Consider the following 14,343-nt stretch of genomic DNA (forward strand, 5'->3'; position numbering starts at 1 on the left):
GGGGCGGGGCTTTTTTGCCCATATCGCCTTTAGCGCTGGTCGCAAACGCTGGGGCGAATGTGGTTATTTTGGAGATACAACATGAACGAATTTACTCTGAATGCTGAAGTGCGTTCCGACCTGGGGAAAGGTGCGAGCCGCCGCCTGCGTCGTCTCGCAAGCCTGGTTCCAGCTGTAGTTTACGGTGGCGAAAAAGCCCCTGAATCCATCAGCATGCTGGCTAAAGAAGTTGCCAAACTGCTCGAAAACGAAGCGGCTTACAGCCACATCATCGAGCTGAACGTTGGCGGCACCAAGCAAAACGTAATCATCAAAGCCCTGCAGCGCCACCCGGCCAAAGGCCACGTGCTGCACGCCGACTTCGTACGCGTTGTAGCGGGTCAGAAACTGACCGCTATCGTGCCTGTACACTTTGTTGGTGAAGAAGCTCCGATCAAGAAAGGCGGCGAAGTTTCGCACGTTGTTTCGGAAATCGAAGTGACCTGCCTGCCGAAGGACCTGCCTGAATTCATCGAAATCGACCTGTCCCAGGCTGAAATCGGCGACATCATTCACATGTCCGACCTCAAAGCCCCTAAAGGCGTTGAGTTTGTTGCTCTGGCACACGGTGACGACAAGGCTGTTGCCAACGTTCACGCTCCACGTGTTGCTCCAGAAGCTACTGAAGAAGGCGCAGCAGAGTAATTTCACTCTGTTCGCCGGAGTGACCGGTAACATCGCGGACTAGTACGTAGCGAGAAAGCGGGCGAGAACGCGGAGTTTACATAATGGTAAATGAGCACTTGTCGTCCACTTTCGCCGCACTCGGCGATGTTAACCACCACTCCAAGGAAGGGCCCCTATCGTGACTGCCATAAAACTGATCGTTGGCCTGGGAAATCCAGGCGCTGAATACGAACAGACCCGGCATAACGCAGGGGCCCTTTTTGTTGAGCGCATCGCGAACGCACAAGGCGTGAACCTTGTGGCGGACCGCAAATATTTCGGCCTGACCGGACGCTATTCGCATCTGGGTCAGGATGTTCGTCTGCTGATCCCCACCACCTACATGAACCGCAGCGGCCAGGCCGTGGCGGCACTCGCAGGATTCTTCCGCATCAAGCCCGAAGAAATCCTGGTGGCGCATGACGAACTCGACCTGCCTCCGGGCGTCGCCAAGCTCAAGCAGGGCGGTGGCCATGGTGGTCACAACGGGTTGCGCGACATTATTGCGCAACTGGGCAATCAGAATACCTTTCACCGCTTGCGGCTTGGCATTGGCCACCCGGGCGTTGCCAGTATGGTTTCAAACTTCGTCCTGGGTCGTGCGCCACGCGCCGAACAGGAAAAACTCGATGCCAGCATCGACTTTGCCCTCGGCGTGCTGCCGGATATCCTCGCCGGTGAATGGAACCGCGCGATGAAAAACCTGCACAGCCAGAAGGCCTGACTTTTACCCGAGGGGAAACACCATGGGATTCAATTGCGGCATCGTCGGCCTGCCTAACGTCGGCAAGTCCACCCTGTTCAACGCCCTGACCAAATCCGGGATCGCGGCCGAGAACTTCCCCTTCTGCACCATCGAACCGAACACCGGTATCGTGCCGATGCCGGATGCGCGCCTGGAAGCCCTCGCGGCCATCGTCAATCCAAAGCGTATCCTGCCGACCACCATGGAATTCGTCGACATCGCTGGCCTGGTTGCCGGCGCGTCGAAAGGTGAAGGCCTGGGCAACAAGTTCCTCGCTAACATCCGCGAGACCGATGCAATCGCCCACGTGGTCCGCTGCTTCGAAGACGAGAACGTGATTCACGTCTCCAACAGCGTCGACCCGAAACGCGACATCGAGATCATCGACCTGGAACTGATCTTCGCCGACCTCGACAGCTGCGAGAAGCAACTGCAGAAAGTCGCGCGCAACGCCAAGGGTGGCGACAAGGATGCCGTGGTCCAGAAGGCATTGCTTGAGCAACTGATCGCACACTTCACCCTGGGCAAGCCTGCGCGCACCCTGATGAAGACCATGGGTGCCGACGATAAAGCAGTGATCCGTGGCTTCCACCTGCTGACCACCAAGCCGGTCATGTACATCGCCAACGTCGCTGAAGACGGTTTCGAGAACAACCCGCTGCTGGACATCGTCAAGGCCATCGCCGAAGAAGAAGGCGCCATGGTGGTTCCGGTCTGCAACAAGATCGAAGCTGAAATCGCCGAGCTCGAAGACGGTGAAGAGAAAGACATGTTCCTCGAGGCCCTGGGCCTGGAAGAACCTGGCCTGAACCGCGTTATCCGCGCTGGCTACGAAATGCTGCACCTGCAGACCTACTTCACTGCCGGTGTCGAAGAAGTCCGAGCCTGGACCGTACGCGTCGGTGCTACCGCACCACAAGCCGCTGGCGTGATCCACACCGACTTCGAAAAAGGCTTCATCCGCGCCGAAGTAATCGCCTATGACGACTTCATCCAGTACAAGGGTGAAGCCGGTGCCAAGGAAGCTGGTAAATGGCGCCTGGAAGGCAAGGACTACATTGTTAAAGACGGCGACGTGATGCACTTCCGTTTTAACGTGTAAGCGTCACGCCCTTGAAAAGCCGCGTTTAATACGCGGCTTTTTTATGCATGCCAGATTATTAATCTTCAGGCCTTTTTGGTTCTCGGCAGGAAGATCGCCAACACCCCCAGCAATGGCAGGAACGAACACAGGAAATACACGTACTCAATCCCGCGGGCATCCGCCAGATACCCCAGCAACGCCGCGCCAATCCCGCCAAAACCGAACATCAAGCCAAAGAATATTCCGGCGATCATCCCGACATTGCCCGGCACCAGCTCCTGGGCGTACACCACGATGGCCGAGAATGCTGAAGCCAGGATAAACCCGATCACCACGCTCAAGACGCTGGTCCAGAACAGATCAACGTGAGGCAAGAGCAACGTGAACGGCGCAACGCCAAGGATCGAAAACCAGATGACGGCCTTGCGTCCAATCTTGTCGCCGATCGGGCCGCCAAAGAAGGTCCCGGCCGCCACCGCACCGAGGAACAGAAACAGGTACAGCTGCGAACTGGCCACCGAGAGGTCGAACTTCTCGATCAGGTAGAAGGTGTAGTAACTGGTGAGGCTGGACATGTAGAAGTACTTGGAGAACACCAGCAACCCGAGCACAACCAGTGCGCTGATCACCCTCCCCTTCGATAAACCATGGGTCGGCGCCTGACCTTGCTTGAGCTTGAACAGGTTCAGGTGATTGGCGTACCAGCGGCTGATCCGGTACAGCACAAACAGCGCGAACACCGCGAACAGCCCGAACCATGCGACATGACCCTGGCCGAATGGAATGATGATGGCGGCGGCCAGCAATGGACCCAATGCCGAGCCCGCATTCCCGCCGACCTGGAAAGTGGACTGCGCCAAGCCGAACCGACCGCCCGATGCCAGTCGTGCTACCCGGGAAGCCTCCGGGTGAAAGGTCGAAGAGCCGATACCGATCAGCGCGGCCGCCAGCAGGATCATGGGAAAACTGCCGACCACTGACATCATCAGGATGCCGATCAAAGTGCACACCGTCCCGGCGGGCAGCAGCCACGGCTTGGGATGACGATCGGTGTGGTAGCCGACCCATGGCTGCAATAGCGAAGCAGTCAGCTGAAAGGTCAGGGTAATCAGGCCGACCTGGGTAAAGGTCAGGCCGTAATTGGCCTTGAGCATCGGATAGATCGACGGCAAGACTGACTGGATCAGGTCGTTGATCAGATGCGCCAGTGCCACGGCGCCGATGATACGCATGACCAAGGGGCTGCTTTGTGAAGTCGCTGATGCCGGCGCGGCGCCGGTCTGGGCATTGCTGATAGCCATGAGATTTTCCGGACAACGGGTGGGTGCAAACGGGCAAGTGCATCAATGTGCCATTTTTCGGTGCGCCAGCGCCATCCCCTTAGCCTGCTAACGACATTTGCTTACGCACTATTTCAAAGTAATAGCGCATCGCCATGGTCTGAATCTTGCGTGACCACTCCCCTTGAACGCGGCCCCTTACAAAGGGGACCGAGAATGGGAAGTTTCGCTACGCAGTCGGCCTACAGAGCTGGCGAGGGTGAACTTTCGAGGCCTTTAAAAGGGGCACCAGTCGCGACCGCAAAGGTCTCGACGCACGCCGACGGTGCGTGGTGCCCAGGGGAGTCACGGGGTATGCAGGCTTTTTTATCACCGGGAATCCGATTGCTGGGACGCTTTGGCTTCGCACGCAAGTTTCAATTGTTGTTTTTGCTGTTCATTGTGCCGCTGGCGGGCAGCCTGTGGATGATTGGACAGGATTACCGCAGCAAATTGAACCTGATCTCCGAAGAGCGAGCCGGGGTTCGGCAACTGCTGTCGCTGGACGCACTCGACAATCTGCTCGGAGCCCAACGTGATCGAGCCGCTCGTTGGCGTGCCACTGAAACCAATCGTCAACCCACTCCCGCTACACTTGCCGCAATCGCCACGTTTGACCAGGCTCAACCAGCCATCGCCAAGGCGGCTCTGGACTTGGGTGATACGCTTACCGCCGAAGGTGCCAGAGACGAGACACTGGCTCGCTACCAGGCCCTGCAGGCGACACTAGATGGCCTGGATTCAAAAAGCCTCGGCAGCGTCGGCTGGTGGCCCGATGGTTATGATCGCTTCACCAATGCCCTGAGCGCCCTGCAAGCCCTGCGCGAGCAGATTGCCATGGACAACCGCCTGACCCTTGCGCCCTGGCTGGAAACCTATCTGCTGACGCAGATCTCCACCCAGCATGCGCCGGACCTGATCGAACGGGTCGGGCGCCTGGCCAGCATCGGCCAGGCCTCGGTAGTGTCAGGGCAATTCACCCTGCAAAGCCGCTTGCAACTGCGGGACTTGCGCAGTCGCATCGGCGACGCCCGGGAGCAACTTGCGAAAACGGCAGGCTTGCTGGAATCGCGCCTCCCCAGCGACTTGAAAGCCTGGTCAGAACGCTACCACGACAGCCTCAAGCACTTGGACGCCGAGCTGAAAGCTCTCGATGAGGGTGTGTTCGGCGGTAGCATCAACCTCAAGCCCGAAGACTTCGAACGTGGCCTGGATGCCTTGCTGGTCGACCTCGCCTCCCTGCGCCAACAATCGCTGGGATCGCTGGATGAACGCTTGGAGAACTATCATGGCTCGGCGATGCGCCAGGTTATCGGCGTGGCGACAATTTTCGGCTGCCTGCTGCTGGCGGCGCTGTATCTGTTCACCTGCCTGCAAGCGTCCATCCGTCGCAGCGCCAGCGGCATTACGGTGCTCGCCGAAGCGCTGCGCGACGGCAATCTCAGCCTGCAAGTGCCCGTACAGGGTCGCGACGAGCTGGCGGCCATCAGCACCGCGCTCAACGTCGCGGTGGTGCAGCTGCGTAACAGCTTGCTGGGCGTGGATCATGAGACCCTGCAGCTGAGCAACGCCGTGCGCGCGCTCAACCAGCACTCCAGCGGCGCATTGGGTGAAGTCGAGGCGCAACAACTGCAGATCAGCCAGATCGCCGCTGCGGCGACCCAACTGGCCGCCACTTCCCAAGGCGTGGCCCAGAGCTGCGAGCAGGCCTCGGGCAGCGCTCAACACACACGGCGCATTGCTGCCGACAGCAGTCGGGACAGCCAGCGCACCACGGCGAGTATCCAGCAGCTCAACCAGCGCCTTAACGAGACGGCTGCGGCACTCGGCCGGGTCAGCGCACAAGGACAGCAGATTCAGTTGGTAGTGGACACCATTCGCGCAGTGGCCGAGCAGACTAACCTCCTGGCCCTTAACGCCGCGATCGAAGCCGCACGCGCTGGCGATCAGGGCCGTGGCTTTGCCGTGGTCGCCGACGAAGTGCGCAGCCTGTCGAAACGCACGCAGTCCTCGACCGCGCAGATCGCCCATACCGTCGATAGCCTGCGGCAAACGGTGGATGAAGCAGTGAGCCTGATGGAGGCGGCCTGCAGCCAGGCGCAGACCGATGCGCAGTCGGTCACTGGGTTGGGCGAGCGACTTGGGGAAATTGCCAGCGCGGTGCAAAGCGTCACCGACACCCTGGCGCACATTGCGACGGCGGTAGAGGAGCAGGCCAGTACTGCCGATGAGGTCAGCGGCAATATCCAGCAGGTTGATCAGGCGGCAGTCCGGCTGCTCGAAGGCGCCAGGGCCGTGAACCTCGCGGCGGACACCTTGAGCCAGGGCAGCAAGGCATTGAGCGCCAATACCGGGAGATTTCAGCTCGGCTGACACCCTCCCCCGCTGCGTTTTATTGCCCAGGATGGATAAGCGGTTGAAAGCGTAGAGAAATATTTTGAATTTACGCTTGACGCATCCCCGTTACCGGTGAATAATGCGCGCCACTTGGCTACATAGCTCAGTTGGTTAGAGCATAGCATTCATAATGCTGGGGTCCGGGGTTCAAGTCCCTGTGTAGCCACCAAGTACCGATCCATAGATGTCTACAGCAGTCTATGAATCACCTCAAGAAGCCCGCCTAGTGCGGGTTTTCTTGTTTCTGGCTGTTCACCTCTATCTACCCCTATCCTTTCCCACCGTGTATGCCCACGTGTATGCTTCATAAATAATTGAACTGAAGGCATACAAGGATGAAACGCACCGATATCAAGCGGCGCCCTCTCGCTGACACTACACTTTCCAGCCTGGAGCCTGAGGCCGGGGCATACCGCGAACTAGACAGCCCAGGGCTGTATTTCAGGGTCAAGCCGAACGGCCAAAAGTCTTGGGAGTTACGTTACAAGAAGCCAGACGGCAAATGGTCGTGGCTTGGTCTTGGCGGCTACCCGGAAGTGGGCGGTGCTTTCGCTCGGCAGAAAGCGGCTGATCTACGCGCAGACGCATCGGAAGGTAAGAACCCGATCACATCCAAGAAAGCTCGCCAAGCCGCCAAGATCGATGCAGCCAACGACACCTTTGAAGCATTAGCAAGGGAGTGGCACATGTCTCGCCTGAGCGGCTGGGATGCTGGTACGGCCAAAAGGATACTTGGCGCACTCGAACGCCATGTATTTCCCTCGCTCGGTAAACGCCCCTACACCTCTATCATGTCGATGGAGTGGATGGAGCTATTGAGAGGGCTAGAGCGTCAGGGGATTCTGGAACAGATGAGCCGTGTGAGGGCCTACTGCAAAGATATCTATGACCTGGCTCGCGTGACGGGCAGAGCCGTCAACAACCCTTTGGAGGGTGTGCATAAATTTCTGTCCTCGGGAAAGGCAGAGAACTACGCCCACGTCTCCCCCGATGAGCTTCCAGGGTTACTCCGAGCGATACGCTCCTACCCCCACGCCAAAGATGTTCAGCTTGGCCTAAGGCTGTTGACCCTGATGGCTGTACGCCCCAGTGAACTCCGAGAGGCACAATGGGTAGAGTTCGATTTTGACAAGAAGCTGTGGACCGTACCAGTCGAGCGCAAGGGTCGTAAGAAAGGTCGTGAGCACCTGGTACCACTATGCACTCAAGCAATCGAAGCACTATTGGAACTTCGGCAATTCACCGGCACTTACCCACTCCTATTTCCCGGTAGAAGCGATCGCACTAAACCTCGCAGCGATACCGTATTCCTAATGGCTCTCAGACGCCTTGGTTATGAGGGGCGCCAGACAGGCCATGGCTTCCGCCACATCGCCAGCACGATCCTCAACGAGCGCGGATATCCAGCTGACCATATCGAGGCCCAACTCAGCCACAAGGCGCAAGGTGTTCGAGGGATTTACAACAAGGCTCAGTACCTTGAGCAACGCACACAGATGATGCAGTGGTATGCCGATCATCTTGATTCCCTAGAGGCCGGAAATGTAGTGCAAGGTCAATTTGGGAAAGCAGTGTGAGAGCACTTACCCTGCCCCCCTCTGAATCCGGTGTAACGCGTGTTACTCGTGTAACGCCACTCGCCAAGTGCCCGGATTCATTGGCTTTCACGCCCGTTACACAGTTGAGCGACATAGCGTACATCCGATGTAACGCTGCCCCTACGTGTAACGCAAAAGTCAGCGCTCAGGTGCTGGGGGCAGGCGTTTTTCGCCCGAGCCTACCAAGCGACCTTCGCTGGCTCCACCCTTCAAGCGCAGGGCGTGGGACTTTCGGTTACACAGCGCCTGAGACACTTGGCAATGACTGATCGCTAAACCGTATTGCATTCGGCGCTAAGCAGCGGCCTGCTCAAATCTCTCTCAGCGCAACCGCTCTATGATCTCTGCCGTGGACAGGTCGCTGACGCCTGCAACCTGATAGCCCAGTGCTAGCTGCGCAATTACTAAACCGCCGCGTTCACCCTGCGTTGCCCCCATATTGACCACACATTGACCGATCTAGGGAAAAAGTAGTTTTCTTCATCTAGATAAATGTATAGATAGATACCCCTGTATCCATAACCAGGGGTTATCCATGATTGATCATAACTGCAAATCCGCAAATCCCACCGAAATCCGCTTTTACGAAACAAGCGATCTGAACGCCAAGCGGACCAGTCATTTTGCCGCAGATCCTTCAGCAATTCTGATCCGAATGCCGGAAGTAATGGCCATAGTTGGGCTAGCGCGCCCAACGATTTACAAACTAATGCAGCAAGCGGATAGCGGCTTCCCACTTCCAGTAAAACTTAGCGCTAGTAACGCCCGTAGCGCTCCCGTCGCATGGGTACTTGCTGAAGTTTTAGATTGGACGCGTGCGCGCATTGCGGATCGCGACAGGGTGGCGGCATGAAAAATCGAGCCGCTAACAACGCCATCTTGCAGCCCTTTTCTGTTCTCAGAACAGTCGGATTCTCATCACGCGGCATGCAGCGTTTTGAACGTTACCGCACAGAGCAAAAACGCCTGAACCGGGACGTGATGGTGATGCGATGGAGAGATGGCATCTGGTGCGCATTGTCAGTTCCCTGCCAAGCCCCTCAAGCAATCATCGTCGACGAAGGCCAACAAATCGATGCCTACGAGGATGCACGCGCCTGCCTAGATGGCGACCTCTTGCCCTTTGTTTCCCTGCGCTGGGAAGTCAATGCCTGAAACGAAAACGCCTCCGGGGGCGATCCGGAGGCGTTGAGGTAAATCTACATGCCCGAACAATTTATGCCACACCCGAAAAATCCGCAAGACACCCCCATGGTTGCACTTTCGAAAAACGGACGTTACTCTCTGGCCGTCGCTGCAAAATCAGCGACCGGGTTTGACGGCCCGAGTACATACAGGCGCACAGGCGCCCCCATACCGATTGCAGGCGCTTTTTTTGTGCCCGCATTCTCGTTTCATGGTGGCTGTGCGTGGGAGACCTTCGGGTCTGCCGGGGTCCTGTATGCCCGGTCCGTCAACCTGCGCACAGCTGCCACCCTAATTCGTTTGACGGCGAACCGTGGCAGCTCCTCACATACAGGAGTTCCGCCAGATGAAGCACGCCCTCAATCCGTCCAAATTTCGCGCCGCTGCACACCGTGCAATGGCTCTCGCCGCTCTACACGCCAACTCCAGCCTCGCTACTCGTCTTGCCCGTTACAACGCCCATATGGTCAAAGCTCGCGCTCTCGAAGCCGCAGGCGGTGCCCAATGAATTCCTCCCTCAGCTTCGCCTTGCCCGAAGACCTGCTCTGCGTCAGCAATGACATCGAGAAGGGTGTCCCGGTTGATGCAATCACCTGTGCTATCAACCGCGCAGAGTCCGTGCTGATGTTGCTTGAGGACCATTTCGAAAGCGAAAGCGACAGACCACGCCTAGCCAATCACGTCCTGGCCGCTGTTATTTGGGATGTCCGGGGCACCCTGGGACTGATCAAAACCCTAACCCTGCACGGTGACACCACGTCTGTTCCGATGGATCAGAATGGCGGTGCCGTATGAGCGCTCCCACCACACTAGGCCGAGCGTCATTTTTCAATAAAACCTCCGGCCAGGGCGTGTTTCGGGTGAATGCGGGCATTCCTATTGAGGACGCGCTCGAAACGGTTTCGCTCCTTCAGCACTACGCCAATCAACTTTCCCTCGATGCCGCCATGAGCGATAAGGGCGAACGCTACAGCTGGTGCGCGCTCTACCTCGGCGAAATGGCAAAAGCCCTGATCGATGACGTGAACGATGCCATGTTTATGCCGGGGGCCGATACATGACCCAGCGCACGAACAAACCCACAAAACGCCCCAGCTTTGCCGACGTGAAAAGCGCCGCACTTAAGGACATTGACCGCGTGCTGTCTCACTGGCTCCCCAACGGCAAACGGGTCGATGGCGGCAAGGAATACACCGCCCCTAATCCGACCCGCACGGACAAACGTGCCGGGTCGCTCAAGGTCAACCTGAGCAAAGGCACCTGGGCTGACTTTGCTACAGGTGACAAGGGCGGCGACCTGATCGACCTGGTGCGCTACCTCGACGGCGGCACAGACGTCGAAGCCTGCAACAAGCTGGCGGACCTGCTGCACGTATCGGCAGGCGCCGCACGGTCCAAGCCAACACCGAGCAAAAGCAAAGCACCGGAATGGATCGCCATCCAACCAATCCCGGTCGAGGCCATGAACAAGTGCCCGACCAAGCACCGACAACACGGCGCGCCCTCTAAGGTATGGATTTATCGCGATGCGCAAGGCCAGCCCCTCATGGCGCTGTATCGGTTCGACCTGGGGCCGGACGAAGGCGGCAAGCCAAGGAAAGTCTTTGCACCGTTGACCTGGTGCCAACGCGCCGACGGCCAAATCACTCAATGGCGTTGGCAAGGTCTGGCCGATCCGCGCCCTCTTCTGCACCTGGACGAACTGTCGCAACGGCTCGATGCACCGGTCGTACTGTGCGAGGGCGAGAAAGCCGCCGACGCAGCCGCCGAACTGATGCCGGGCTACGTGGCGACCTGCTGGCCGAACGGTTCCAACTCCTGGCACAAGGCCGACCTGACACCGCTCAAAGGACGGTCGGTATTGTTGTGGCCGGACAACGACTCCAGTGGCCAGAGCTGCATGGAGGCCGTCGCGGAAAAGCTGCGTGAAATCGGCGCCGCCTCAGTGCAAGCCATCGCCCTGGATGTCTTCAAACGCAAGCCCACGCTAAGAAATGGCAAACCGACCTTTGCCAAGGGTGGTCAATGGGACGATGGCGATGATGCAGCCGACGCACTCGCCAAGGGCTGGACATGGGCCCACCTCGCCGAGCTGGAGCGCACCGGCGAGCTGCTCGGCTCGGCACCTGCCCCCGCTCCGGCCGGAGAAATAGAAACAAAGGCGCAGCCCAAAACCAAGCGCCCCGCCAAATCAAAAAATGACCTACTGCCCGGTGGTTTTCGCCTGACGCCGGAGGGCGTGTTTTATTCCGGCGACGACGGCGAAGCGCGGCCTGTATGTTCGCCTCTGGAGATCCTCGCACGTACCCGTGACGACAAGGGGCATAACTGGGGCTTGCTGGTCGAGTTCGACGACCCGGACGGCCAGAAGAAACGCTGGAACATTCCCGCCCGCACCATGACCGGCGACTTCGGCAAGGACGTACTCGGCCCGCTGGTGGACATGGGTCTACGTCTGGCGGGCAGCCGCTCAGGACGCAACGCACGCAACGACCTGCAAAGCTACTTGCAGGGCTTTGACAGCGCGCAAAGGGCTCGTCTGGTTACCCGGCTGGGCTGGCACGGAAACGCCTTCCTATTGCCCGAGCGGCAGATCGGGTCGCATGACGAACATCTGCACTTCTATGAAGCCGGTGCACAACTTCCACCTATCAGCGAGTCCGGCACGCTGGAACAGTGGCAAGAGCAAATCGGCGCATTGTGCGTTGGCAACCATCGTTTGGCGTTCGTTGTCAGCGTGGCGTTTGCTGGACCGCTGCTGAACATGCTCGGTCACGAGTCGGGCGGGTTTCACCTCTACGGCGACAGCTCCGGTGGCAAGACCACCCACCTGCAAGTAGCCGCCTCGATCTATGGCGGGCCGCGTGTAGTGCGTTCCTGGCGCTCGACAGACAATGCCCTGGAATCCATCGCTGCCGCGCATTCAGACGGGCTTCTGGTGCTGGATGAAATCGGCATGTGCGACCCGCGCATCATCGGTGAAACGGTGTACATGCTGGGTAATGGCACCGGCAAGGCTCGCGCCAATGATCGAGGACAAGCGGGCCGACAGGTACAGGAGTGGCGCTTGCTGTTTCTTTCGACGGGCGAGAAGACGCTGGCGCAGCACATGGCCGAGGCGAACAAGGAGCTGAAAGCCGGTATGGAAGTGCGCATGCTCGCCGTACCAGCGGACGCCAGTAAAGGCCTCGGCATGTTCGATGTGTTGAGTGGTTTCGATGACGCAGCGGCCCTCTCAGACGCGCTCAAGGCTCGGGTAGCCAAATACTACGGCACACCACTCACCGCGTTCCTGGCGGCTCTTTGCGAGCCCGGCAAGATGCACGGATGGTCAACCATCCTCCGTCGGACTCTAGAAGGTTTCGTCGCCAAGGCCCTTCCCGCCTCGGCTAGCGGACAAGCACATCGAGCCGCTGCACGCTTTGGCCTGGCCGCAGCAGCTGGAGAGCTAGCTACCGCTCTCGGCATTACCGGCTGGCCCGACGGCACCGCGACCACTGCAGCACGCGTGTGCCTGAGCGCATGGCTGAATGAGCGTGGCGGCGCCGGAAACCTTGAAGGCGATGCGATTTTGGCCCGTCTCCGGCAGATCATCGAGCGCTTTGGCGAAAGCCGCTTCACCCGCTGGGAGACCGCCGCTGCGAAGATCGATGAGCACGGGCCACGCACCATCGACCGCCTGGGCTTTCGCAAAACGCTAGAGCACGGCATGGGCGACACCATGCACACCACCCACACCTACTACGTGCTGCCCGAGGCATGGCGATCCGAGATATTTCGGGGCATGAACATCAATGCCGTGAACAAGGAGCTGCTGCACCGGGGTGTGCTGGAACCTGGTAGCGACGGCAAGGCATCGAGTTTGGTCCGGTTGCCCGGTCTAGGCCCGCAACGCTGCTACATCGTGAAGACGATACCGGGAACGGATGAGAGCGAGGCTCGGGCTGCCTGACGGCATCCCTCTAATCGAGGTAGCGCCGGCTGATTCCCGGCCTCGCCAGCCGCTCAACCCAACCCAATCGAATTACACAGAGACGAAACAATGAACGACATCCAAAAACTGAAAGACCGCCGTGAACGACTGACCTCCGAAGTGGAACGCCTGCGAGCCGAACTCTTGCACTATGAGACCGCTCTAGCCGCCCCCGAGTCTATCCAGCGAGGCCGGGAGCGGGACGTGCAGGATCAGTACGCCGACCGGAAAAGAAAATGTGATTCACTGGACTTTGAAATCAATCAGTTAAATCAAAAAATTGTTCGACGCGAAAACATCGCCAATCATGAAGCCCTGATGGCGGGCTACCGCGACGCCATGGCAACGTGGAAAGCCGACGAGCACGAGCTCAACGAAAAGCGCCAGAGTGTCAGCACCCGCCTGAATGAAATCCGTCAGCAAGCCACAGACGAAATGGCGAAGGCACGTCAGGCTGAGACCGAAGCGGCCACAGCCTACGCTCAGGCTGTTGCATGGGGCGACACCGAAGGCGAGAAGACGGCTAATGCTGACGCCCAAAAAGCCGCGAAAAACCTCGCGACGGTAGCCGAGCACAACCGTCGTCAGCAGTTGATCATCAGCGCTCTGGAACAAGAGCTGGCCACCATCGATCAGCACATCGCTGAAGCGCAGCAAGAACACCAAAAAATCGAGAACAAGGCGCTGCACCTCGCCAACGCGGTGCTTGAAGAGAAGTGGAATGAGGCGGCTCAAGCGTTGCTTGATGTGGGCGGACAACTTTGCGCGGCGCGTCGGATGATCGACCGGGATCCTGTTGCGCTGCTCAAGCTCAACGTTCCAGAGCAAGGCGAAAATTTTAGCAGTTGGGACTGGAGTGACCTGTCGGAGCGCTCAGTGCGGTACAAGGTGCAAGACGTGCTGGCTTTGTAACGCACTGCCCCACCCGAAACAGCCCACGTGTGTGGGCTGTTTAAACAATGCCCAAGGATCAGCACTATGAACACTGCCATGCAGAACCGCCCCAGTCGTACCGAAACGCTGAAGGCAAGGAAAACCCATCTGAGCGCCCTGCTCAAGCTCATGGGCTCTCGCTGGGGGAAAAGCACGGCGATACAGAACCTCACCGCAAACGCGATCAAAGCAGAGCTGAGTCTCATCGATCAGCAATTGAAGCGCCGGAGTTAACGCACGTGGAAGCCTATCCGGCTTCCGCTGCCTGCTCTATAGGTAGTTGGCTGAGCCGACAGGTTTAACTATTCAGTCCCACCCTCACATTGATTTAAAGGGCAGCTTTCGGCCATTAGCGGTCCTTCAATAAACGTTAGAATCGAATTAACACCACGCACTCACGCACG

Annotated in this window: 14 protein-coding genes and 1 tRNA gene; 14 read left to right on the forward strand and 1 reads right to left on the reverse strand. The window is 58.5% G+C overall.

All coding sequences use genetic code 11. The features are described from left to right. The first annotated feature begins 81 nt into the window (after nucleotides 1-81). From L9059_RS22485 to ychF, 3 genes are all read left to right on the forward strand, one after another. Nucleotides 82-684: a 50S ribosomal protein L25/general stress protein Ctc gene (locus tag L9059_RS22485; RefSeq protein ID WP_247293105.1), complete on the forward strand. Its 603-nt coding sequence runs from the start codon at nucleotides 82-84 to the stop codon at nucleotides 682-684. A gap of 160 nt (nucleotides 685-844) precedes the next feature. Then, entirely contained in the window at nucleotides 845-1,429 is a 585-nt protein-coding gene (pth, locus tag L9059_RS22490; RefSeq protein WP_247293106.1) for an aminoacyl-tRNA hydrolase, read from the forward strand. A gap of 22 nt (nucleotides 1,430-1,451) precedes the next feature. Further along, a complete protein-coding gene (ychF, locus tag L9059_RS22495) occupies nucleotides 1,452-2,552 on the forward strand; it encodes a redox-regulated ATPase YchF (RefSeq protein ID WP_092278051.1) in 1,101 nt (366 codons plus the stop codon). Between the two features lie 65 nt (nucleotides 2,553-2,617). Here the strand turns inward: ychF and L9059_RS22500 are convergent, their stop codons facing one another. Further along, a complete protein-coding gene (locus L9059_RS22500) occupies nucleotides 2,618-3,835 on the reverse strand; it encodes an MFS transporter (RefSeq protein WP_247293107.1) in 1,218 nt (405 codons plus the stop codon). A 333-nt stretch (nucleotides 3,836-4,168) separates the two neighbouring features. Here L9059_RS22500 and L9059_RS22505 point away from each other — a divergent pair, with 333 nt between their 5' ends. The 11 genes from L9059_RS22505 to L9059_RS22555 all read left to right on the forward strand — a co-directional run bounded on the left by L9059_RS22505 (nucleotide 4,169) and on the right by L9059_RS22555 (nucleotide 14,173). Further along, entirely contained in the window at nucleotides 4,169-6,226 is a 2,058-nt protein-coding gene (locus L9059_RS22505) for a methyl-accepting chemotaxis protein (protein ID WP_247293108.1), read from the forward strand. A gap of 116 nt (nucleotides 6,227-6,342) precedes the next feature. After that, nucleotides 6,343-6,419: transfer RNA gene (locus L9059_RS22510), tRNA-Met, on the forward strand. Nucleotides 6,420-6,585: 166 nt separating this feature from the next. Beyond that, on the forward strand, nucleotides 6,586-7,827 hold the full coding sequence (locus tag L9059_RS22515; protein WP_247293109.1) for a tyrosine-type recombinase/integrase: 1,242 nt from the start codon (nucleotides 6,586-6,588) through the stop codon (nucleotides 7,825-7,827). Between the two features lie 556 nt (nucleotides 7,828-8,383). Further along, nucleotides 8,384-8,701 (forward strand): helix-turn-helix transcriptional regulator, encoded by a 318-nt coding sequence (locus L9059_RS22520; RefSeq protein WP_247293110.1) that lies wholly within the window; start codon nucleotides 8,384-8,386, stop codon nucleotides 8,699-8,701. Beyond that, a complete protein-coding gene (locus L9059_RS22525; protein WP_247293111.1) occupies nucleotides 8,698-9,003 on the forward strand; it encodes a hypothetical protein in 306 nt (101 codons plus the stop codon). The genes L9059_RS22520 and L9059_RS22525 overlap by 4 nt, the downstream gene beginning before the upstream one ends. 376 nt (nucleotides 9,004-9,379) lie before the next feature. Continuing rightward, nucleotides 9,380-9,541: a hypothetical protein gene (locus tag L9059_RS22530; protein WP_010457911.1), complete on the forward strand. Its 162-nt coding sequence runs from the start codon at nucleotides 9,380-9,382 to the stop codon at nucleotides 9,539-9,541. Next, complete coding sequence (locus L9059_RS22535; RefSeq protein ID WP_247293112.1) at nucleotides 9,538-9,828, forward strand: hypothetical protein; 291 nt, start codon at nucleotides 9,538-9,540, stop codon at nucleotides 9,826-9,828. The genes L9059_RS22530 and L9059_RS22535 overlap by 4 nt, the downstream gene beginning before the upstream one ends. After that, entirely contained in the window at nucleotides 9,825-10,094 is a 270-nt protein-coding gene (locus tag L9059_RS22540; protein ID WP_042956433.1) for a DUF3077 domain-containing protein, read from the forward strand. The genes L9059_RS22535 and L9059_RS22540 overlap by 4 nt, the downstream gene beginning before the upstream one ends. After that, the gene (locus L9059_RS22545; protein WP_247293113.1) at nucleotides 10,091-12,985 is read left to right on the forward strand and encodes a DUF927 domain-containing protein; all 2,895 of its coding nucleotides are present in this window, start codon (nucleotides 10,091-10,093) and stop codon (nucleotides 12,983-12,985) included. The genes L9059_RS22540 and L9059_RS22545 overlap by 4 nt, the downstream gene beginning before the upstream one ends. 90 nt (nucleotides 12,986-13,075) lie before the next feature. Further along, nucleotides 13,076-13,918, forward strand: a complete 843-nt coding sequence (locus L9059_RS22550; RefSeq protein ID WP_247293114.1) for a coiled-coil domain-containing protein — start codon at nucleotides 13,076-13,078, stop codon at nucleotides 13,916-13,918. A gap of 66 nt (nucleotides 13,919-13,984) precedes the next feature. Next, complete coding sequence (locus L9059_RS22555) at nucleotides 13,985-14,173, forward strand: hypothetical protein (RefSeq protein ID WP_247293115.1); 189 nt, start codon at nucleotides 13,985-13,987, stop codon at nucleotides 14,171-14,173. Nucleotides 14,174-14,343 lie beyond the last annotated feature (170 nt).

It is taken from the genome of Pseudomonas violetae (genome assembly GCF_023072615.1).
Taxonomy (GTDB): Bacteria; Pseudomonadota; Gammaproteobacteria; order Pseudomonadales; family Pseudomonadaceae; genus Aquipseudomonas; species Aquipseudomonas violetae.